We start from the raw sequence: 22,385 nt of genomic DNA, 5'->3' as shown, positions 1-22,385 counted from the left end.
CAAGGAGAAAACAATGAAAATTGTTATTGCACCAGATTCATTTAAAGAAAGTCTAGCTGCAGATCAAGTAGCAAAAGCCATCCAAGCTGGGTTCATGAAATTTTTCCCTGAAGCAGAGTATCATTTACTGCCAATTGCAGATGGCGGTGAAGGAACCGTTCAAGCTTTATCATCCGCAACCGGCGGGAAAATGGAAACCATCACGGTAACGGGACCTTTACATGAACCAGTTAAGGCAAAAATCGCTTTTTCCAACGATGGGAAAAAAGCCTTTATTGAAATGGCAGAAGCGTGCGGGTTGCATCTTGTTCCATTAAATCGACGAAATCCATTACAAACAACTTCTTATGGTGTGGGAGAACTAATTTTGCATGCCATTAACCGGGGCGCTGTCGAACTCATTATTGGAGTTGGGGGAAGTGGGACAAATGATGGCGGAATGGGGATGGCTTCAGCGCTAGGTTACCAATTTTTCGATAAGAATAGAGAAATAGTATACGGTAATGGTCAAGATTTGTTTCAAACATGTTCAATGTCTGATATAAATCGGGATAAACGATTAGATGATGTTAAAATAACAATTGCGGCAGACGTGGATAATCCACTGACAGGTCAAAATGGTGCGACTTATGTGTATGGACCTCAAAAAGGTCTGCCTGAAACCATGTTATTTGAAGTAGATCAAGCAATGGGTGAATTTTATCATATGGCTTGCGGTCATTTAGGTAAGGACGTCACCAACCTTCCAGGAAGTGGTGCAGGCGGCGGCATGGGTGCGGGCCTAATACTATTTGCTAATGCCACTATTAAAAAAGGCATTGATCTGATGCTCGAGCAATTAAGGGTTAAGGAAATTTGTCAGGATGCTGACATCGTGATCGTTGGGGAAGGGAAAATAGACGGGCAAACCCTGTATGGCAAAGCACCTATGGGCGTTGCATCATGTGCTCCGCCACAGGCCAAGGTTATTGCGATATGCGGAAGTGTGGGAATTGGCAGTGAAGCACTTTATGAATATGGGTTTGATGCCATTTTTCCAACGATTCCTGGATTACTTCCAATTGAACAAATTATGGATGGAGCCTACACGAATATTGAGACAACATCTCGTAACATTGCTGCGCTTCTTCAAAAAGGAGGGAATAGAGTATGGTAAATCAAGTGATTGAGGCAGTCGTATTTGATCTTGATGGGGTGATAACGGACACCGCTCATTTTCATTATTTAGCGTGGAAACAACTTGCTGAGGAGCTAGATATTACAATAGATGAGGTTTTTAATGAGCGGTTAAAGGGTGTTAGCCGTATGGATTCCCTAGAATTAATATTAAAAGAAGGAAACCGTCAAAACGAGTTCACTTTATCCGAAAAGGAAGAAATGGCGTATAAGAAAAACCTTCATTATTGTGACTTATTAAAACAATTAACACCAAACGATGTTTTGCCTGGAATCTTAGAATTAATATCCAATATAAAAGCAGAAGGAATTCCAGTTGGATTAGCGTCAGTTTCGAAAAATGCTGGGACAGTTTTAAAAGCATTAGACTTAGAAGGAGCTTTTGATTATATTGCCGATGCCGCGAAAATTAAAAAGTCTAAACCAGATCCAGAAATTTTCCTAACAGCATGTAAGGGATTAGGGGCAAGCCCAAAGCTGTCGATTGGAATCGAAGATGCTCAAGCGGGTATTGAGGCAATTAATTCAAGCGAAATGTTTTCAGTTGGAGTTGGAAACACGCTTCGTGATGCCGATTACCTAGTAGGATCAACTAATCATCTCCAGTGGAAAAGTATTAAAGAGGCATATGAAATTTGCCTAAAAGGTTCTAAATAAATACATTAAGAAACCAACATGTAACACCGATGGATGATTCAATAAAAACCAATCAAACGTTTGATTAAATGGGATTTAAGCATGGATCTATAAGGGTTTCTCCATGCCCTATTGATTGAGTGAAAAACTAATCAAACGTTTGATTAAAATAGCTTGATGTCTTGGTATAATTAGGAGTGAAAAAAATGAAAACTGCTAAATTATAAATGGGGCTTCATAAGGGGGGAGTTAGTAGTTTGTTGGCGATCGGCGACTATGAAAGAGCGCTCCATTGACCGATCAGGAGTGCATGTCAATCACAAAATTCAACATACTTTTTCAATGACAGGCAGTGTATAATATCATTTTTCTTTTAAGTACCATTCTACATCAACACCATCTACCTTTAAACTATACACATTCCCTGAGCTTGTTAAGATATCAATCTCATAAAGTTCGATATTATATTTATTAATTCCCTTTATTACTTTTAATAAATTTTCTAATTTACTATCTTGAATGGATACCTCTAAGATAATTTTACCATATACTACGGACAAACTTTTTTCCCCCTAAGACAAAATATCTATATTCACATTTTTAATCATAAACAAATTGTTAGGTTTTTCCAATATGTATTTTTTCCTAATAGTAACCATTATATGGAATATGATAGTACAAATGTATTAATTATTTTATATTTATTTTCAAATTATATCCCTATCCAGCAGGATAGAGATTAGATAAACCATCAAGTTATATTTATGTTATATAAATCAAAGATCGTAGTTGCATTTATAAATTCTTTCAGCAAAGAGAAGTTAAATATTTCATGACCATTCATTACAACCTTTCTAACTCCAAACTGATTACCGATAATTGATAATTCCAGATTATCTAATTTTTTTCGCTCGAGGTACAAAACAACAGCAAAAGCAATCATGCCTGACTTTTCAATGTTTTTAGCCGTTAAATACTTATATCCAAAAAAATCAGCAATGGTAGATATTCTCCTATAAATTAAATGTTTATCTGCTCTTTTAAAATTTTGTACCCTTGTAGTGGCCGTTCTTAGAACATAATTATTTTTTACTAATGGTAATTCAGGGTTATTCCCCATTGAGGTACCATTCTTATTTTGATAATGAGTTTGATTAAGCGCTTCCATAACAAAAGTTAAACATTTTTCTGAAACCTTGACACTTCTTTTTCCATATTTATCATCATTTAACTTCAATATTTGATTGGCCTGATCAACATCTGATTGGGTTAAGTTTAATAGCTCGGATAGTCCATGCCCATTTACGCCTTCAAATAGAAGCTGAAGGATCACTTTATCTTGGGCATTGACCATTTTTTTTTGCATGTCTTGTATTTCATACTTCGAGAATAGAATTTTTTTCTTAGATAAGTAGGTTTTTAACTCATCATTTTTTATTGAAAGAATGGGATTAATGTTACTTTGAGTTTTTCCAGATTTAATGGCCCAATTTATATAGTCCTCAAAAACATGAAGGGTTAATTTAATGGAATTAAATGTAGAATGATCAGCATTGATTAATGCATCTTTAATTTCATTAGTGTTAAACTCAAATAAATCTTTCCCAACTACATCCTCCGTGTCATAACTTCTACAGAGTGCATATTTATAAACAGTTCTTCTATTTTCAGGAATACACATTAAATACTCTATTTTTATGTTTTCGTTATAAAGCTTTTTCAAATTAACCACCTTCCTGATATTTTGATAAATCTATATCATTAAAGAATTTATATATTTGTTTTTTTATACTCTTTGGAATTTTTTGCGATTGATTTAAAATATCGGATTCTATCCATATTTTATTTTGTCTTGAAAAATCAATACATTTAATAATCTCAAATAATTTGTTCAACTGAATACATTCAGCCTTCATTCTTCTTGCTAAAGTTATATATCCATAAAACATGGAATTCGTATTGATTAAACTATTTTTCCTAACAACCGCGACTTCACCTAGAAATTCATTTGGGAAAGCGAAAAATAATTCATTGATAAATTCGATTAAATAATTAGCAATGTTTATTGCAGTACGTTTATCTTCAACTTTAAAAACTTCATCAATTGCATCAGAAAGTGTTTTAAATGTAACTAAAAAATTAGAATAAGGCGTAATACTATCTGAAGCTGCCACTTTATTTTTTAATTCACTATTGTATTGCACTTGTTTAGCAATAAAATCTGCCTGCCTGGATTCACCCAATTTTTTTAACTGTCCTTTCCCAACGGGGTTAGTTGTATTTAATTGTCTAAAGTACTGTTGAGCCATAGATTTTCCCAAGTGTAAAATATTTAATTTGAACATAGCTTCTAAAGAAGGATCTTTTCTTATCGCTCTGACAATGGCATTTATGCGGTGAAATCCATCTAGTACATCTAATAATGTTCCATTTGTAACGGTTAATGTCATCGAATCTTCTGCATATTGTAATTCTTCTCCAGATTCATCATCTGTACTGCCTAACCGTGCGTTTAACGTAATAATGGTGCTAATCATTTCACCTTTATTTAATAGCTCCTCCATTTCGATTATGCTTTTCTCAATAATTTTAGGAGTTTCGATAATTTCGTTCGAGTCCTTACCTATCGATTGTCTCATTTCACGTTGAGTTTCTGGATTATACTGTAGTAATCCATTTTCAAAAAGGCGCTTTATCTCACTTGCTTTGATATAAAGAATAAAGTCATCTTCCGTTCCCTTTAGTACATTTCTAAAGGTATAGGGGAACACTATACTATTCGTGTGATACCCAACAAAATTTGTCCTAATTTCTTTTATTTCTCTAGGTGAAAAGTATATTGATGGTTTTATTTTTGGATTTTCGGTAGCTGAATAAATTTGTTCAAGAAAAAGGTAGACCGATTCGATATCTACCTCCCATAATATATCAGGGTTATTAAAATAACTTTGTACTTGACCCGGTAAAATTTTATATACTTTCAAACCCTTTTTTATTTTGTTAATTAATTTTTTGTCTTCTTTAATATTAGTCACGACTTCAATTAAATTTCCTCTAAGCTCGTTTTTTTTCATTAGTATTCAATCCTTTAAGAGTTGTATATTTGAATTTTCAGATATACAGATTTTATTTAATTAAATTAACGTTGCATAGGGGTTAATAAAGTAATCATTCAATAAATTAGGATAACTAAATTTTTTTCAATATTTATAGCTTTGGTATACAAAACTTATTTTATTATTAATCATATTGAAATTAAATAAATTAAATAACTAAAAATAAAAAAAACAGCCATTTGTGACTGCTAGAATAAAGTGAACAGTTTACGCCAAATAAATATGAACACTTATTTACTAGAATACCTATTGCCTTTATCATAGATTTTTAGGTTCTAAGATAAAGGCAGGAGGATTTGGAAGGTGGATAAGTTTGAAATGTACATACAGATTAGAGGACTGGTTAATCAGCGCTACAGCGTTTCAGCTATCGCGAGAAAGTTAGAGCTATCAAGAAATACAGTATATAAGTACCTTAAGAAGTCACCAGATGAAATGGCAGAATGGACGGCATCAACTATGATCAGAACGAAGAAATTAGATATACATAAAGAATTGATCTTGAAATGGCTAAGGGAATACCCGGACATTTCCGCAGCACAGGTAAATGATTGGCTGAAAGATAAATTCCCCACCTTCAAAGTTGGTGAAAGTACCGTACGGAATTATGTGAAGGAACTTCGAGAGGAGTTTTCTATCCCTAAAGAGGCTCAGAAACGAAACTATGAGGCAATACCTGATCCTCCAATGGGTGAACAAATACAGGCTGACTTTGGATTTGTCACCGTAAGAAATAAAGTTGGAAAGCCGGTCAAACTCATGTTTATCGTATTTGTGCTTGCTCACTCGAGATACAAATATGTTTGGTTTCAAAATCGTCCCTTTACTACCAAGGATGTAGTTGAAGCCCATAAAAAAGCGTTTGTTGCTTTTGGTGGAGTCTCTAAGGAAATTCTATATGATCAGGATCGTTTGTTGGTGGTCTCCGAAAATGAAGGCGATCTCCTACTGACTGAGGAATTTCAGCAGTTTGTCAACGAAGTAAAGTTTAAGGTGGTTTTATGCCGGAAGGCAGATCCTGAAAGCAAAGGAAGGGTCGAGAACGCCGTGGGGTTCATCAAGAAAAACTTTGTACTACATAGAGTTTTTAACAATATTGATTCCTGGAATGAGCAGTGCCAGCACTGGCTGGGCAGAACAGGAAACGGTAAAATCCACAATGGGACAAAAAGAAGACCCGCCGATGTGTTTCTCCTGGAAAAGCAACACATGAGGCAGGTCAGCCTATTAAATCATAATAGTAATAATAGTATAACAAGAAGTGTACGGAAGGACAACACGGTATTATTCCTTTCGAACCGTTATACGGTGCCTCTCGGCACCTATCAGAAACACCCAGAAGTTCAGATAATGAGAAATAAAGAAAATAAACTAATCATTTATGTCAAAGAGACAGGAGAAGTATTGGCAAGTCATTCAATCAGCCCCGATAAAGGTCAACTGATTCGTAATACATCCCATCAGCGTGACCGCTCTAGAGGACTTAATGAATTAATGGAGGCTGTGGGTAGCCACTTTACAAACGGTGAGATGGCCCAGATGTATTTTCAGGAGTTACGAAAAAGATATCCAAGATATCTCCGTGATCAGTTGAGTATCATAAAAAAGTGTATTGATGTAAGTTCTGTCGAAGTACTTGATGATTCACTTGCGTTATGTATGGAAAGACAACTTTTTAGCGCTAACGATTTTCAGGATGTGGTCCAGTTATTGAAACGCCAGCGCCAAGTTAACTTGAACAGTCTAAACGCTATCGCTGAAACTAAACCAACATCTGCCGATATAGAGGAATTGCCGTTACTTAACGAAGAAGCTAAGCAGCGTCCATTTGATCAATATGTCGCAATCATGGAGGGAGTTAAATGAGACAGATCCAGAAACTTCAGGATGCCCTCGTATCTCTCCGACTCTCGGAAGCTTCAAAAGAGCTTCCCGCTATTCTGGCCAAAGCTGAGAAAGATCAAGTTAGCTACCTTTCTTTCTTAAATAATCTGGTAGAGTACGAACGAAACAAAAGAGATGAAAAGAACATGGAAAAAAGGCTTAAACTTGCCTCTTTTCCATGTATAGCCCCTTTGGATGATTTTAATTTAGAGGAACAGGAATCGATGAGCCAAAAGGAATTTAATCAATTAAAGGAATTGGCATGGGTGGAGCAGCTCTTTAACCTAATCCTATTGGGGCCTCCAGGAGTCGGTAAGACCCACTTGGCAGTTGGACTAGGACTTGAAGCTATACAAAAGGGCTATAAGGTTTCATTTATATCAATGGGAGAATTGGTCCACACGTTAAAAACTCTGGACATCACGAGGAAATCACAAACTAGGATAAAAAGAATTAAGGACTCTCATCTAGTCATCATTGACGACTTAATGTACGCAGCTATGGACCCAAGAGAAGCCAACCTTTTCTTTCAGCTAGTCAATGATTTATATAACCATTCATCAATCATCCTTACGTCCAACCGATCTCCGAAGGAGTGGACAGAATTGCTTGGGGATGTGGGTGTAGCTACAGCCATATTAGACCGTCTGATTCATCGTGCAGAGATTGTGAGCTTCAATGAAGATAGCCACAGAATGAGAAACAGACAAAGGATCTTTAATGAAGAAAGTGTTCAAAAATAATCAGCAAAATTGTTCATTTCTACTTGACGCTCACACCATTTTGCTGCTTAAATATTTCTGGTATTTAACTTATGTATGTTTGAGGCGTCTAAACCAACAAATCTTTTGGCAATCCTTCATAATAATCAGCTCCTATTCTTGTGCAGCTCTACACTTGGTTTTGATATGGATAGTAACATTATGACCAAGTGCAATCTACGTTAAGCGATGGGAGTCGTTTCGTTCATTATGACTCAAGGGTGCTTTACTTAAATTAAGGAGTAAAGCCTTTTTTATTTTATTAACTTGAATGGTTTGATTATCCCCAATTAAGGTAATTTCACTAAACGGCTGTTCTTCTCCCACTTTAACATTGGCTTCAATTACAGTTCCACTACCAACAACTGCTTGGTTAATCACCGCATTTTCACCAATAATAGTATTGGGCAAAATAACAGAATTTTTAATAACAGCTCCTTTACCCACGGTTACTCCACAAAAAAGAACCGAATTTTCTACACTTCCAAACACCTTACAGCCTTCACTTACTAAAGATTTGTGTGTGCTAGCCTTTCCGTCCAAATACAATGGCGGCTGAGAAGTTTCATGAGTATAAATAGTCCAGTTTTCATTTTGTAAAATTGGATTGCTTTTAAATGAAAGTAAATCCATATTCGCTTCCCAAAGGCTACGAATGGTTCCGACATCCTTCCAATAACCTTTGAAGCGATAAGCATATAGTTTGCAATTATCATTTATCAACGAAGGTATAATATCCTTCCCAAAATCCTTAGTTGAAAATGGTTTTTTTTCTTCTTGTTCTAAATATTTTTTTAACAGTTTCCAATTAAAAATGTAAATGCCCATAGAGGCAAGGTTTGATTTAGGCAGTTCTGGCTTTTCTTCAAAATTTAATATTTTCTTAGAGTCGGGATCGATATTCATAATTCCAAATCGATTGGCTTCCCTCCACGGTACGTTTATGACTGAAATGGTGGCATCCGCCGACGTTTCTATATGCTGCTTTAGCATTTTACTGTAATCCATCTTATAAATGTGATCACCTGAAATAATTAGAACATACGCTGGATTGTAACTTTCAATAAATCGAAGGTTTTGATAAATAGCATGGGCGGTGCCTTCATACCATCGTTCACCCAACTCACATTGAAAAGATGGAAGAATAGTAACCCCTCCATTTTTTCGGTTTAGATTCCAGTGCTTGCCATCGCCAATGTAATTTTGAAGAGTGTGAGGTTGATACTGTGTCAAAACACCAACAGTATCAATGCCAGAATTACTACAATTGCTTAATGGAAAATCAATAATTCGATATTTTCCACCAAATGGAACAGCTGGCTTTGCTATATAATTGGTCAATTCTTTTAATCGAGTCCCTCTACCCCCAGCTAATAGCATCGCTATACATTGTTTTTTAGTCATATTTGCCTCCATAGTAAAGGATTATCCTTTATTAATGTTATAAACGATCATCTTCTCATGGCTTGTAGAAGAGGGCAATTTCTTTTTTTGATATAAATTTATACTTTAATTAATTATATATTTTATTTTTATTCTCATAATATCAATCTTTGCAATGTAATATATTTACTGTGTTTTCTACCCTTATTATCTTTTCATTCCTTTATTAATTCAGTCCATGGTAGTGGTATGGAATGGTGAATATTGTAATCTAAGAAAATTTCCACTTCATCATCTTGAAAGGGTATCGCTTTATATATATTAATTAATTTATTTTTTAATTCCTCTGCTAATTGTATAAATACGTCTATTGAGTCGTAATCCACTACTGGTTTCAAAAAGGGATAGTAATTCCCCATTGATTATTTAATTTTTCAATTCTAAAAGACTTAAAGTGAAACCAGTGAATTTGATCTGCACATTTTTCAATATAATCAGGTTCACCAAGATATTGTATGAAGTAATCGTATATTTCTAGAACAGGTTTTTTATAAAGATTTTTAAAATCAATCCTTAAAAAAGCTGTTGTCTGCTTAGTCATCTTTACACACCTTTCAATAAAGAGTAAGAATAATCCAACTTGCCACAAAATAATATATGATAAGTACTTCAAAAAGTTAGCTTTATATTCCATAATTGATTATTTTATTTCTTGCAAAAACCGTGGAACCATGTACAATCTTTTTTCATAACAATAGGAGGAATGAAAAAGCAAAGTATGAAAGAAGGTGAAGAAATGAATGTAATCGTCACTGGGGGCGCAGGATTTATTGGTTCGAATCTAGTTGATAGGCTAATAAATGAAGGTTTTGATACGTATGTTATCGATAATTTATCGACCGGAAAACGACAATTCCTTAATCCAAGGGCTAAGTTTTATCAGTCAGACATTTTAGACGCACAGAAAATGATAGGAGTTTTTGAAGAAGTGAAACCAAAGGCTGTGTTTCATCTAGCGGCACAAATAGACGTACAAACATCCATACACAATCCAGGTCTTGATGCCCAAATGAATATTTTAGGGACCATTAACATTATTGAATTATGCCAAACGTATAATAGTAAACTCATTTATTCATCTTCTGCAGCCGTTTACGGTACACCACTAAATTTGCCAGTTTGTGAACAACATCCGATTCATCCTCTATCCAATTATGGTATATCCAAGTATACACCAGAACTTTATATCCGTTGTTATGCACAACTTTATAACGTAAAATATACAATTTTAAGGTATGCAAATGTCTATGGTCCTCGGCAAATGCCAAAGGGCGAAGGTGGTGTTATCTCCATTTTTATTAATAAAATGATGAATAATGAAATTCCTGTTGTATTTGGAGATGGAGAACATACAAGAGATTTTATTTATGTGGAGGATGTCGTTGCAGCGAATCTAGCCTCACTAAAAACAGAAAAAAATGGAACATATAACATTGGCACAAACAAACGATTATCCATCAATGAACTTATTGAAAAATTAAACACTATCTTAAATAAAAAAGTTGTCCCTGAATATAAACAGGAACGATTAGGAGACATCAATCACAGTTGTCTTGATAATCAATTAGCAAAAATGGAACTAAAGTGGCAGCCAATATATTCAATTATCGATGGTTTAACAAAAACATGCCAATTTAATGAAAAAATTCAATAGCTTGTATTTTTTAATAAAAACTAAGGCTGACTCGAAAGGTGGTATATAAACCACTTTTTTAGAGTCAGCCTTTTATTTCTCCATATTTATTTTCAAACCTCATGTACATATGTAAAATATTTAAGATGAAATATTGCTGGACGAATTGATTTTTATAAATTTCATATATATACCCGTTTTTTTCACTTATTCCCTTTGTTACAAATATAATGGATTAAATATAAAATATTTATCATTTGTTTTATAGTTATCTACCCTAAAAAAGGGGACGTAAAGGAGCTATCAAATTGATTACCGTTAGCCTTTGCATGATTGTAAAAAATGAAGAAGAAACCATTGCAAGATGTTTAGAAGCAGTGAAAAATCTCGTCGATGAAATTATCATCGTTGACACGGGTTCTACCGATAAAACCAAAGAAATTGTTTCACAATTTACCGACCATATAATTGACTTCACCTGGATTGATGATTTTGCCGCAGCACGCAATTTCGCTTTTAGTCATGCAACAATGGACTACATTTTTTGGTTAGATGCGGATGATGTTGTAATGGAGCAGGATCGCGAAAAATTCTTGACGTTAAAGAAAACGCTAGATCCGTCCATTGATTCAGTCACGATGCATTATAATCTCGCGATTGATGAAAAAGAAAATGTCATTTCAAGCTTGCGACGTAATCGCCTCGTAAAAAGGCAAAACGACTTCCAATGGCACGGGGCCGTACATGAGTACCTAGAGGTTTGGGGCAACATCTTTCACAGCGATGTTGCTGTAACCCATTGTAGCATTCATCATGACTCAGATCGAAATCTCCGAATCTATGAAAACCGACTTTCCCTAGGTGAAAATTTTTCACCAAGAGATTTGTATTACTTTGCAAACGAATTGCTCGACCATCAAAGGATAGAGCCTGCAATCGATTACTATAAGCAATTTTTAGCAACAAAAAACGGTTGGGTAGAAGATTATATTTCTGCATGTGGAAAGCTTGCAGATTGTTATAATACATTAGGTGACCACGAAAGCGAACTTCACTTTACTCTAAAATCTTTTGAATATGACTCACCTAGAGCCGAGTTTTGCTGCCGGTTAGGCTACAGATTCCTCCAGAACAATCAACTCCATCATGCTGTCTTTTGGTATAAACTTGCCACACAACTCGAAAAGCCCACTGAGAATCTTGGGATGATTAAACATGCTTGCTGGACATGGCTTCCGCATTTACAGTTGTGCGTTTGTTATTCACAATTAGGCAACTATGTTTTAGCCAATGCCCATAACGAGATTGCCCGAAAACATCTACCTGATCACCCTAGTATTTTGCACAACAAAAGTTTTCTAGAACCTATTTTACAAAAACAACAGTTAGCAGAGCAGGCTGATTTTTAGTTAAGTATGGTAATAAAAAAGGTATGCAAGTAGAGGACACTGTAAAAAGGGTAGAAGGTTATAATGTTTAATAAGACAGCCTCAAAATTATGTTAATCATAACTTTGGGGCTGTATTCGTTTTAAAGTGCCCTCTTAGTGGATGCCCTTTTAATATAATTTATTTTTAATAATGGTTGCATGTCCAATCTCCACTATATTCTTTTTCATAAACTACAGTGATGTAAGAAAAGGAGTTGATCAAGAGATATGGATAAGCAAAAAAAATGTTCAAAATGCGGACATAGAAGTTGCCAATGCAAAGAGAAGAAATGTAAAGATTGTGGTCAAAAGAGTTGCATATGTAAAAACAAAAAATGTTCAAAATGTGGGCACAGTAATTGCCAATGCAAAGAGAAGATATGTAAAGATTGTGGACAAAAGAGTTGCATATGTAAAAACAAAAAATGCTCAAAATGTGAGCACAGTAATTGCCAATGCAAAAACCAAAAATGTCCAGATTGTGGGCATAGTAATTGCCAATGCAAAGTGCAGCAAAATGTAAAAGTAAAAGTATATGTACCTGCTGGGGCAGCCGGACCAGCCGGACCAGCCGGAGCTACGGGACCTGCTGGGGCAGCCGGACCAGCCGGACCAGCCGGAGCTACGGGACCTGCTGGGGCAGCCGGAGCTACTGGGGCTACAGGAACAGCTGGGGCAGCCGGAGCCACTGGAGCTACTGGGGCAACGGGACCTGCTGGGGCAGCCGGAGCTACTGGGGCAACCGGAGCTACAGGAGCAACTGGAGCAACTGGACCAGCTGGCGGAGCTACTGGGGCAACCGGAGCTACAGGAGCAACTGGAGCAACTGGGGCAACGGGACCTGCTGGGGCAGCCGGAGCTACTGGGGCAACCGGAGCTACAGGAGCAACAGGAGAAACTGGACCAGCTGGCGGAGCTACTGGGGCAACCGGAGCTACAGGAGCAACAGGAGAAACTGGGGCAACGGGAGCAACAGGTGCAACAGGAGCAACTGGACCAGCTGGAGCAACGGGAGCAACGGGAGCAACTGGAGCAACGGGAGCAACTGGACCAGCTGGAGTAGCTGGAGCAACAGGCGCAACAGGAGAAACTGGACCAGCTGGAGCAACGGGAGCAACTGGACCAGCTGGAGTAGCTGGAGCAACAGGCGCAACAGGAGAAACTGGACCAGCTGGAGCAACTGGAGCAACGGGAGCAACGGGAGCAACGGGAGCAACGGGAGTAACAGGCGCAACAGGAGAAACTGGACCAGCTGGAGCAACAGGCGCAACTGGACCAGCTGGAGCAGCGGGAGCAACGGGAGCAACGGGAGCAACTGGAGCAACGGGAGCAACTGGACCAGCTGGAGTAGCTGGAGCAACAGGCGCAACAGGAGAAACTGGACCAGCTGGAGCAACGGGAGCAACTGGACCAGCTGGAGTAGCTGGAGCAACAGGCGCAACAGGAGAAACTGGACCAGCTGGAGCAACGGGAGCAACGGGAGCAACGGGAGCAACGGGAGCAACGGGAGCAACGGGAGCAACGGGAGCAACGGGAGCAACGGGAGTAACAGGCGCAACAGGAGAAACTGGACCAGCTGGAGCAACAGGCGCAACTGGACCAGCTGGAGCAACAGGCGCAACTGGAGCAACAGGCGCAACGGGAACAACAGGAGCAACTGGACCAGCTGGAGTAGCAGGAGCAACGGGAGCAACAGGAGAAACTGGACCAGCTGGAGTAGCTGGAGCAACAGGAGCAACAGGAGCAACGGGAGAAACTGGACCAGCAGGAGCAACAGGAGCAACAGGAGCAACTGGACCAGCTGGAGTAGCAGGAGCAACGGGAGCAACAGGAGCAACTGGACCAGCTGGAGTAGCAGGAGCAACAGGTGCAACAGGAGCAACGGGAGAAACTGGACCAGCAGGAGCAACGGGAGCTACAGGAGCAACAGGAGCAACAGGAGCAACTGGACCAGCTGGAGCAACGGGAGCAACAGGCGCAACTGGACCAGCTGGAGTAACTGGAGCAACGGGAGCAACAGGAGCAACGGGAGAAACTGGACCAGCAGGAGCAACGGGAGCTACAGGAGCTACAGGCGCAACAGGAGCAGCAGGTGGATTATCCCTATACGGGTATATTTACAACCTCGGTGCTCAAGTTGTACCTATAGAGGCGGATGTCATTTTTGATTCAAATGGAATAATTACACCTGGAATTACGCATGCCCCCGGAACATCTCAGATTTTAGTTACGAGTCCGGGAGACTACGAGGTTACTTTCTCCGTGTCGGGTGTAGAACCCAACCAATTCGCACTATTTTTAAATGGGGCGCCGGTTGCGGGAACTGTCTACGGTTCAGGTGCTGGTACTCAGCAAAACAACGGTCAGGCTATAATCGCTATAGCAGCCGGCGATGTTATTACCCTTCGAAATCATTCTTCTACTGCAGCAGTTACCCTTCAGACACTTGCAGGAGGCACACAAACAAACGTAAACGCTTCTATTGTCATTAAAAAATTAAATTAGTTTCGAATGGATATGAAACTCTCACAAACTCAAAGTGAAGTTGTAAAGCAGTTTCCGAGCTTTCGATCAAACCGGCCGGATGAAAGGGAAGGAAATATTCGGCAGAAATTACCTTGGTCTCACAGGGCTCTAACGGAGAATTCAACTATCTACAGATCCAAACAACTGGGGGGCCATATGACTAAGGAACTTTTATAATTAATAACGTAATAATTATTAAATCTCCTGTATAGGGAGATTTTTTTTATCTTCGGAATATGTAGTTGTAGCATAGGAATCTTCATCCGAATAGATAATGTACATGTTTTCCGGAGTATTTAAAGGTGACTGAATTGAAAACATATCTCATAAGAAATTGTGTCTGGGGTGATCTTTAATTTAGGCTTTTTATCGGCCCATTCTTATTTTCCTATTAAGATGATACTGAGTGTTATTAAAAAAATAAAATATTGAATAAAATTTAAAAAATTTATGGAACTCGTCCATTCCAAGTGAATTCCCCATCATATAATATCTTAACTCTGATTAAAGGAGGTGAAAAAATTGGGTAATAATAAAAAATGTAAAGATTGCGGGCATAAAAATTGTCAATGCGATCAAAAAAAATGTAAAGATTGTGGGCACGAGAAATGTCAGTGCAAATCTAAACAAAAATCAAAGGTAGAGCAAAAAGTCGAAGTCAAGGTATATGCACCTGGTGGACATATAGGAACGGGACCTGCCGGAGCAACAGGAGCAACGGGACCTGCCGGAGCCGCCGGAGCAACAGGAGCAACGGGACCTGCCGGTGCCGCTGGAGCAACAGGAGCAACGGGACCTGCTGGAGCAGACGGAGCAACAGGAGCAACAGGACCTGCTGGAGCAACAGGAGCAACGGGACCTGCTGGAGTAAACGGAGCAACAGGAGCAACGGGACCTGCTGGAGCAGACGGAGCAACAGGAGCAACGGGACCTGCTGGAGCAGACGGAGCAACAGGAGCAACGGGACCTGCTGGAGCAGACGGAGCAACAGGAGCAACGGGACCTACTGGAGCAGACGGAGCAACAGGAGCAACAGGACCTGCTGGAGTAACAGGAGCAACGGGACCTGCTGGAGCAGACGGAGCAACAGGAGCAACAGGACCTGCCGGAGCAACAGGAGCAACAGGACCTGCCGGAGCAACAGGAGCAACAGGACCTGCCGGAGCAGACGGAGCAACAGGAGCAACAGGAGCAACAGGACCTGCCGGAGCAACAGGAGCAACGGGACCTGCTGGAGCAACAGGGGCTACTGGAGCGACTGGAACTCCTGGAGCTGGTGCTATAATTCCATTTGCATCAGGTACTCCAGTTGAACTGACTAGTGTTTTAGGTGGAGCACTTAATACTGGAGCTCTCATTGGGTTTGGAAGTTCTTTTGAAGGTGTTTCTTTAGGTGGAGGAACAATTACTCTAAGTCCTGGTATCGGGGGCGTTCTTGACTTCGCATTTGTGGCTCCTCGTGCCGGTACTGTATCATCAATATCTGCATTCTTTAGTACGACAGTGGCAGCAATTATAGGTACACCTGTTACTGTTAGAGCAGAATTATATACGGCACCTGCAGCTAGCAATACCTTTTCCCCATCAGGCGCTTTTGTACTTTTATCCCCAGCTTTAGGACCAATAATTAACCTTTTAGATGTTTCTACTGGTACTGCTGCAACGGCACTCCCGGTTGCTACAGGGGATAAATTATTAATGGTTTTCTCTATAGATACTGCAGTTTCTGTTCTCACTACTGTTGTAGGTTTTGCAAGCGCAGGTATTGTAATCGATTAATTTCATTTTGTTAAAAATCTTCGAATATTGTTACAAAACTAAATTCTATAATAGGAGGAACCATTAGGTTGGCTGCAGCACCTCGCTTAAAGTGCAGCTCATAATGGAGCAACTATTTCAGATCAAAGATTATTATGAATTAGAGGGATTACAAGAAGCAGGATCCAGTTAAGGGATTCCTGCTTTTTTCTGTCGGGTATTAGATGAAGTTAATATTTGCAAGCACTTTAAATTCAATGAGACATTAGCCCCAAAAACATCATTCTTTTTTCATAACATTAGGAGGAATGAAAAAGCAAAGCATGAAAGAGAAAGAAGTGGAAGCAATGAAAGTATTAGTTACTGTGGGTTGTGGATTTATAGGTTCGAATCTGGTTGATAAGTTAAATGGAAAAATTCAATATCTTGTATTTTTTAATAAAAACTGAGGCTGACTTGAAAAAGGTGGTCTATAAACCACTTTTTTTGAGTCAGCCTTCATTTTCTCCTTATTTATTTTCCAACTGTAAACCTCATGTCTCAAATGTGGTCTTAAGGGTAGGGTTAAAGTTAATAACTTCTAAAATAATAGGAGTTCCTGCAGCTATCTCCGAACCATCTGGAATGGAAATGAGAAGGTTTCCAATACCTTCTTCGCCAGCCGGATAGCGAAATTATCGTCCATCTGTATAACACCATTGATATAAACGTTAAAATAGCTATTATTTAGATTTAATGATGGTATTGTATCAACGTTACGACCAGTGTCATCTAAGCTTGCCGTTACATCTGAAACTAAAATTGCAACATCTCCCACTGTTACACGTTTTTTTTATGAAGTACTTGAACCTGTGTCGGAAATAACCTCATAATTTTTAGACCCATAATTTTTCCTTTTAATTTTCAATACAACTTATGTAAAATATATAAAATGAGATATTGTTGGAAGAGTTGATTTTATAAATATGATACATGCACCCATTTTTTTACACTTATTCCCCTTTGTTCAAATATAATGAATTATTAATATTTAAAATTTATATATAACATTCGTTTTCTTGTGAATGGAGGAAAGTGACTTGAGAAAACGTAAATCTACAATACAATATCCCCCTCCTTTTCTAAACTTTCCAGTGATAGAAAGACAAGAATATTATGTTAGTCGTAAACAGGTAGATACTATTGAATTTTATGCCCTATCGGATGGTTTCAAAAGGGTTTACACAGAAAAAGATGCCTTAATGGGTTACGGAAAACAAAAGATCTTGGATCCAAGAAACGTATCATTTCTCAATCTGTTTATTAATGGAGTTTTACAGCCCAAAACATGTTATCTAATTGAAGAAGGAAAAATTACTTTCCTTACGGATGATATTCCAGCAAAAGGAGCGCCTATTGTGTTACAAATGTTTAAATTTTAATAAAAAAAAACTAAGACTAAAAAAGGGACATTAAACAATATCTACTCGTATTTTTTCCAGCACAGAATGGGGAAAATTTATAAATCACTAAGAATTAATCTTCTGTAGTCATTATAAAAGCAGACTCCCTAATCGGATCCTGCTTTTGGGTCATTCCTCGCGTTCCTTCGTTAATAAATTTACTTAGTCTTTTTCCTTTTAGAGATTGCACTTTGATATACATTCAATACTTTCTCAACGGCCTCTTCCGGAATCCAATGTTTCATTCCCCATTTCTGGGCATTGGATCCTATAATTTTTCTGTACTTTTCGTTACTGAGTAATAAATTCAAATTTTTACATAAGACCTCTGAATCTCCAGCAGGAGTTACTATACCTGTTACCCCATGCTCCACCATTTCAGGCAATCCACCTGTATCACTAACTATTATAGCTCTTTCGGCAATTTGTGCTTCTATGACAGCCAGAGGCTGGTTTTCGATTAGACTGGGAAGAACAAAAATATCAGAAAGACTTAATAAAAAAGGTACATCATCCCTCTTTCCATGAAAAATAATGTTCTCTTCTAACCCCAAAGTACGGCTTTGAATTTGTAACTCTGCCTGTTTATCACCTTCTCCAACAATCCAGCACACCCAGTCAGTACGAATTTCTTTCAGCTTGGAAAGAGCAGATATTAGGAACTGAACCCCTTTAAGTTCTACAAGTCTTCCAGTATAAATGATTACTTTTTTGTCACTAGGTTTTTGAAAGGAATTTTCCTCTTTCATTTGTTTAATAAAGGACTCTGTATCGTATCCATAGTTAGATAGCTTAAGCTGTTCATCTGGTACATTAAACTCATTTGTTAAAATATTTTTTAACCAATTATTCGCAACGATTGTATACTCTGGGGATGTAGCCCCAATATGTTCAAGTTCATCAAAATATACCCTTGCCAAGTAAGAAGTTGGAGAGTTATGAATAGTAGTTAGTTGCTGCCTAATCTCATGCGCTACACATCCATGAAGTGTAGCTACTAATGCTGTATGTGCGGGGCGGATTCTATTAATACTTGCTGTAGAAATAACATCTTGTGTATGGATTATATCGTATTTTTCTAAACCCAAGTAGCTAACGGCTTTCGTGTAAAAATTTTGTTGAGTTTCAGTATACTGCACCAAGGGATTTATATGGAAACTAATAAAGCTTTCAGCGTTGTCGCTAAGCAGGGAAAACCACTCACTTTTTTCTACCCTTCGTTCTTTATTTACCATGTGTACATAGGAATTATCATGACCGTAACCCAGTAAATCCACTTCATGTCCTAAAGACTCCATTTTTTCTTTCAGCTGAACCATATAGGTCCAAACTCCACCTAGGTGTGGAACAGCCCAGTACGTTGCAAGCAAAACTTTCATTACCACATCTCCCTTAAAAATAACTATCTAATATTGTATTTTGGAAGAATAAATTGGTATAGGGTACTTGTCCTTTTGAACAACAATAATTTATTTATCTCCCTGGATTTTTTGAGAGGAATATTGATTATGGATATCGATGTAAATTAATTAATTTATATGTCTATAGCAAATATAAAATAAATGAATAATCTATAAAGTAATTATCAAAAGGGGCATAGTGTAAGAACTAATTATATGTAGGGGGTGGATGATGAAAATCATGACCATTTTAGGGACAAGGCCTGAAATTATACGCTTAAGTCTCATTATAAAAAAATTGGATAAGTATGCTGAAAAGCATATTTTAGTACACACAGGACAAAATTATACATCTTCATTAAGTGATATATTCTTTCAGCAATTAGGGATTAGAGACCCCGATTATATTTTGTCTGATGAACAGATGTCCCTTGGGCAGCAATTATCAACCATGTATAAAAATTTAGAGACAATTTTCATAAAAGAAAAGCCTGATAAAGTATTAGTATTAGGTGATACAAACAGTGGGTTAAGTTCCATCCTAGCTGAAAGAATGGGAATTCCTGTTTTTCATATGGAGGCCGGAAACCGTTGTTTCGATCTTGAAGTACCAGAAGAAAAAAACCGTCGTATTATTGATACAATATCGAGTTTTAATTTCCCATATACTCCTCAAAGCAAAGAGAATTTAATCAATGAAGGAATCCCTAGAAATCGGGTTATTGTATCTGGAAATCCCATTAATGAGGTTTTAGAGCATTTCAAGGACGAAATAGAGCAAAGTAAAATCCTTGAGAAATTAAATTTAAAAGAAGGGAGTTATTTTTTAGTTACCATCCATCGAGCTGAAAATGTGGATCATGAAGATCGTTTACTCGAGATTATTAAAGGAATCAATCTTGTAGCAGAAACCTATAAAAAAAGAGTGATATGCAGTTTACACCCCCGTACTAAATCTCGCATACAAAGCAGCTCAGCTATAAAAGTTCATCCTTTAGTGGAATTCCACGAGCCATTTAGTTTCTTTGACTTTATAAAACTTGAAAAAAATGCTTTTTGCGTATTAACTGACAGTGGTACTGTTCAGGAGGAATGCTGTTTGTTTCATGTTCCAACGGTTACAATTCGGAAATCCACTGAAAGACCTGAAACGATTGAGTGTGGAAGCAATATCCTCTCGGGTATTAATGCGAATCAAATTGTAGCTTGTGTTCATATTATGGTAAATCTGCCTAACACATGGTCCTTTCCAGAGGGTTATGCTTATAAAAACGTGGCAGATAAAATTATTAAACTATTACTAGGAGGAATAAAAGTTGTTTAATAACCAAATAGTACTGGTGACAGGCGGTACTGGTTCATGGGGCCATGAATTAGTCAGGCAGCTATTAACATACAATCCGAAAGAAATTCGAATTTTTTCAAGGAATGAATCCAATCAATACAAGATGAAGCAAGAATTTGACAATAATCCAAAATTGAATTTTATCATTGGCGATATTAAAGATAAGGATGCATTATTTGAGGCATGTCAGAATGTTAAATATGTGTTCCACCTTGCGGCTTTAAAGCATGTTCCAGTATGTGAGGATCAGCCCGCTGAAGCAATGAAAACGAATGTTACTGGAACACAAAATGTAATCGATGCAGCTATAGAATGCAAAGTCCAGAAAGTTATTTATATTTCTACTGATAAAGCCTCAGACCCTGCCAATTTCTATGGACTTTCAAAGGCTATGGGAGAGAAGCTTATTATTCATTCAAACTTGCGAAATACCAATACAAGATTCGTATGTATACGTGGAGGTAATGTATTAGGAACAAGTGGTAGTGTGATACATGTGTTTAAAAAGCAAATTAATGAGAAGCAAAAGATTGGTATTACAGATGTAAAAATGACTCGTTTTTTCTTAACAATTCACGAGGCTATAAAACTTGTATTTAAGGCAACCTTTAAAAGCGTTGGCGGAGAAATCTTCGTCATGAAGATGCCTGCATGCAAAATTCTCGATCTTGCCCATGTCTTAATAGATGCTTCAAATAAGAAAAATGTTCAGATTGAAACATTAGGTATACGTCCTGGGGAAAAAATCCATGAACAACTTCTTTCAGAGTATGAAAGCAAAATGACTTACATTTATGATGAGGGGTATTATGTTATTTTACCGGCCATTCATATAGAAGGTTTAAAGGAGCATTATGCTGGATATAAACGTGTTAATTTAGAGAGTTATAATTCCAGCACAGGATTATTAAGTAAAGACAAAATTAAAGAAATGCTACTTAATGGCGGGTTTATTTAAATGAAGATACTCATACTTGGTGGACAAGGTATGGCCGGACATATAATGACTGAATATTTTATGGACAAACCACAATATGAGGTAAACTATACTTCAAGGGATGCCGATGATAAAAAAAGTATTTATTTGGATGTCACTGATTTTAAAAGAGTTGAAGAAACCATTGAAAGGTTAAAACCTGATATCATCATCAATTGTGTTGGTATTTTAAATGATCATGCAGCCAATAACCCTCTTCTTGCCTTCCAGGTAAATAGTTTGCTTCCTCATCAATTAGCAAAATTTATTGAGCGCCGCCATGGGAAATTAATTCATATCAGTACAGACTGTGTGTTTTCGGGATTTAAAGGAGAATATACAGAGGATGATTTTCCGGATGGTACTTCGGTCTACGCCCAATCTAAACAATTGGGTGAAGTTATCAGTGATAAGCACTTGACAATCCGCACTTCCATAATTGGTCCAGAAAAAAAAGAGGATGGAATTGGATTGTTTTTATGGTTCATGAAACAAACAGGAAAAATAAAAGGGTATAAAAACGTTTTATGGAATGGAGTAACAACTCTTGAACTAGCTAAGGCAACAGAAGAATTAATCAAGCACCAGATTACAGGTTTATATCAGTTGGGTTCAGAACAAAAAATTTCAAAGTATTCATTATTAAAATTGATTCAGGATGTTTTTGGGAAAAATGATGTTGAAATCATCCCTGATCAAGCCATCGTGCTTGATCGGACGATTAAAAACACTAGAACCGATTTTAAATATGTAATTCCAGATTATAAACAGATGTTAATAGCATTAAAGAATTGGATGGAACACAAAAATAAATGATTCCCGTCAATATTAAAAAACCGGTTTAGCAGGGTGAATTACAT

Annotated in this window: 21 protein-coding genes; 14 read left to right on the top strand and 7 right to left on the bottom strand. The window is 37.6% G+C overall.

Going from position 1 to position 22,385, the window contains the following annotated elements; translation table 11 throughout:
* The first annotated feature begins 13 nt into the window (after window positions 1-13).
* Window positions 14-1,156 (top strand): glycerate kinase, encoded by a 1,143-nt coding sequence (locus tag QF028_RS25330; protein ID WP_429470021.1) that lies wholly within the window; start codon window positions 14-16, stop codon window positions 1,154-1,156.
* Window positions 1,150-1,833 (top strand): beta-phosphoglucomutase, encoded by a 684-nt coding sequence (gene pgmB, locus QF028_RS25325; protein WP_429470019.1) that lies wholly within the window; start codon window positions 1,150-1,152, stop codon window positions 1,831-1,833. Before QF028_RS25330 ends, pgmB begins: the two co-directional genes overlap by 7 nt.
* Window positions 1,834-2,174: 341 nt before the next feature.
* On the opposite strand, the gene QF028_RS25320 is transcribed toward pgmB, so the two are convergent.
* From QF028_RS25320 to QF028_RS25310, 3 genes are all read right to left on the bottom strand, one after another.
* A complete protein-coding gene (locus QF028_RS25320; RefSeq protein ID WP_429470017.1) occupies window positions 2,175-2,372 on the bottom strand; it encodes a hypothetical protein in 198 nt (65 codons plus the stop codon).
* A 191-nt stretch (window positions 2,373-2,563) separates the two neighbouring features.
* On the bottom strand, window positions 2,564-3,535 hold the full coding sequence (locus QF028_RS25315) for a hypothetical protein (RefSeq protein ID WP_429470015.1): 972 nt from the start codon (window positions 3,533-3,535) through the stop codon (window positions 2,564-2,566).
* Window position 3,536: 1 nt separating this feature from the next.
* A complete protein-coding gene (locus tag QF028_RS25310) occupies window positions 3,537-4,886 on the bottom strand; it encodes a DNA sulfur modification protein DndB (protein ID WP_429470014.1) in 1,350 nt (449 codons plus the stop codon).
* A 345-nt stretch (window positions 4,887-5,231) separates the two neighbouring features.
* Between QF028_RS25310 and istA the strand changes: the two genes are divergently transcribed.
* Both istA and istB read left to right on the top strand, forming a co-directional pair.
* Complete coding sequence (gene istA, locus QF028_RS25305; RefSeq protein ID WP_429465749.1) at window positions 5,232-6,794, top strand: IS21 family transposase; 1,563 nt, start codon at window positions 5,232-5,234, stop codon at window positions 6,792-6,794.
* Entirely contained in the window at window positions 6,791-7,555 is a 765-nt protein-coding gene (gene istB / locus QF028_RS25300) for an IS21-like element helper ATPase IstB (RefSeq protein ID WP_429465747.1), read from the top strand. Before istA ends, istB begins: the two co-directional genes overlap by 4 nt.
* A gap of 195 nt (window positions 7,556-7,750) precedes the next feature.
* Here the strand turns inward: istB and QF028_RS25295 are convergent, their stop codons facing one another.
* Both QF028_RS25295 and QF028_RS25290 read right to left on the bottom strand, forming a co-directional pair.
* Window positions 7,751-8,977, bottom strand: a complete 1,227-nt coding sequence (locus QF028_RS25295; RefSeq protein ID WP_429470012.1) for a glucose-1-phosphate adenylyltransferase — start codon at window positions 8,975-8,977, stop codon at window positions 7,751-7,753.
* Window positions 8,978-9,350: 373 nt separating this feature from the next.
* The gene (locus QF028_RS25290; RefSeq protein WP_429470010.1) at window positions 9,351-9,557 is read right to left on the bottom strand and encodes a hypothetical protein; all 207 of its coding nucleotides are present in this window, start codon (window positions 9,555-9,557) and stop codon (window positions 9,351-9,353) included.
* Window positions 9,558-9,719: 162 nt separating this feature from the next.
* On the opposite strand from QF028_RS25290, the gene QF028_RS25285 reads away from it, so the two are divergent.
* The 6 genes from QF028_RS25285 (at window position 9,720) to QF028_RS25260 (ending at window position 16,811) form a co-directional block, all read left to right on the top strand.
* A complete protein-coding gene (locus QF028_RS25285; protein ID WP_429470008.1) occupies window positions 9,720-10,670 on the top strand; it encodes an NAD-dependent epimerase/dehydratase family protein in 951 nt (316 codons plus the stop codon).
* Window positions 10,671-10,957: 287 nt separating this feature from the next.
* The gene (locus QF028_RS25280; RefSeq protein WP_429470006.1) at window positions 10,958-12,058 is read left to right on the top strand and encodes a glycosyltransferase; all 1,101 of its coding nucleotides are present in this window, start codon (window positions 10,958-10,960) and stop codon (window positions 12,056-12,058) included.
* A 171-nt stretch (window positions 12,059-12,229) separates the two neighbouring features.
* Window positions 12,230-12,601, top strand: coding sequence for a hypothetical protein (locus tag QF028_RS25275; RefSeq protein WP_429470004.1), 372 nt, complete (start codon window positions 12,230-12,232; stop codon window positions 12,599-12,601).
* A complete protein-coding gene (locus QF028_RS25270) occupies window positions 12,586-14,583 on the top strand; it encodes a collagen-like protein (protein WP_429470002.1) in 1,998 nt (665 codons plus the stop codon). Before QF028_RS25275 ends, QF028_RS25270 begins: the two co-directional genes overlap by 16 nt.
* A gap of 543 nt (window positions 14,584-15,126) precedes the next feature.
* The gene (locus QF028_RS25265) at window positions 15,127-16,383 is read left to right on the top strand and encodes an exosporium glycoprotein BclB-related protein (protein ID WP_429470000.1); all 1,257 of its coding nucleotides are present in this window, start codon (window positions 15,127-15,129) and stop codon (window positions 16,381-16,383) included.
* A gap of 287 nt (window positions 16,384-16,670) precedes the next feature.
* Window positions 16,671-16,811, top strand: a complete 141-nt coding sequence (locus tag QF028_RS25260) for a hypothetical protein (protein WP_429469998.1) — start codon at window positions 16,671-16,673, stop codon at window positions 16,809-16,811.
* A 155-nt stretch (window positions 16,812-16,966) separates the two neighbouring features.
* On the opposite strand, the gene QF028_RS25255 is transcribed toward QF028_RS25260, so the two are convergent.
* Window positions 16,967-17,179: a DUF4183 domain-containing protein gene (locus tag QF028_RS25255; protein WP_429469996.1), complete on the bottom strand. Its 213-nt coding sequence runs from the start codon at window positions 17,177-17,179 to the stop codon at window positions 16,967-16,969.
* 262 nt (window positions 17,180-17,441) lie between these two features.
* On the opposite strand from QF028_RS25255, the gene QF028_RS25250 reads away from it, so the two are divergent.
* The gene (locus QF028_RS25250; protein WP_429469994.1) at window positions 17,442-17,783 is read left to right on the top strand and encodes a DUF4183 domain-containing protein; all 342 of its coding nucleotides are present in this window, start codon (window positions 17,442-17,444) and stop codon (window positions 17,781-17,783) included.
* A 179-nt stretch (window positions 17,784-17,962) separates the two neighbouring features.
* Here QF028_RS25250 and QF028_RS25245 read toward each other — a convergent pair whose 3' ends face one another.
* The gene (locus QF028_RS25245) at window positions 17,963-19,183 is read right to left on the bottom strand and encodes a glycosyltransferase family 4 protein (RefSeq protein ID WP_429469992.1); all 1,221 of its coding nucleotides are present in this window, start codon (window positions 19,181-19,183) and stop codon (window positions 17,963-17,965) included.
* Between the two features lie 253 nt (window positions 19,184-19,436).
* On the opposite strand from QF028_RS25245, the gene wecB reads away from it, so the two are divergent.
* From wecB to QF028_RS25230, 3 genes are read left to right on the top strand one after another with little or no spacing between them, the layout of a single operon-like run.
* Entirely contained in the window at window positions 19,437-20,528 is a 1,092-nt protein-coding gene (gene wecB, locus QF028_RS25240; RefSeq protein WP_429472535.1) for a non-hydrolyzing UDP-N-acetylglucosamine 2-epimerase, read from the top strand.
* Window positions 20,521-21,507: an SDR family NAD(P)-dependent oxidoreductase gene (locus QF028_RS25235; RefSeq protein WP_429469990.1), complete on the top strand. Its 987-nt coding sequence runs from the start codon at window positions 20,521-20,523 to the stop codon at window positions 21,505-21,507. The genes wecB and QF028_RS25235 overlap by 8 nt, the downstream gene beginning before the upstream one ends.
* Window positions 21,508-22,341, top strand: a complete 834-nt coding sequence (locus tag QF028_RS25230) for a dTDP-4-dehydrorhamnose reductase family protein (RefSeq protein ID WP_429469988.1) — start codon at window positions 21,508-21,510, stop codon at window positions 22,339-22,341. It abuts the gene before it with no gap.
* Window positions 22,342-22,385: the final 44 nt, after the last annotated feature.

The organism is Neobacillus sp. B4I6, from assembly GCF_050434045.1.
Lineage (GTDB): Bacteria > Bacillota > Bacilli > Bacillales > Cytobacillaceae > Neobacillus.
This window is presented reverse-complemented; position numbering and strand designations above follow the sequence as displayed.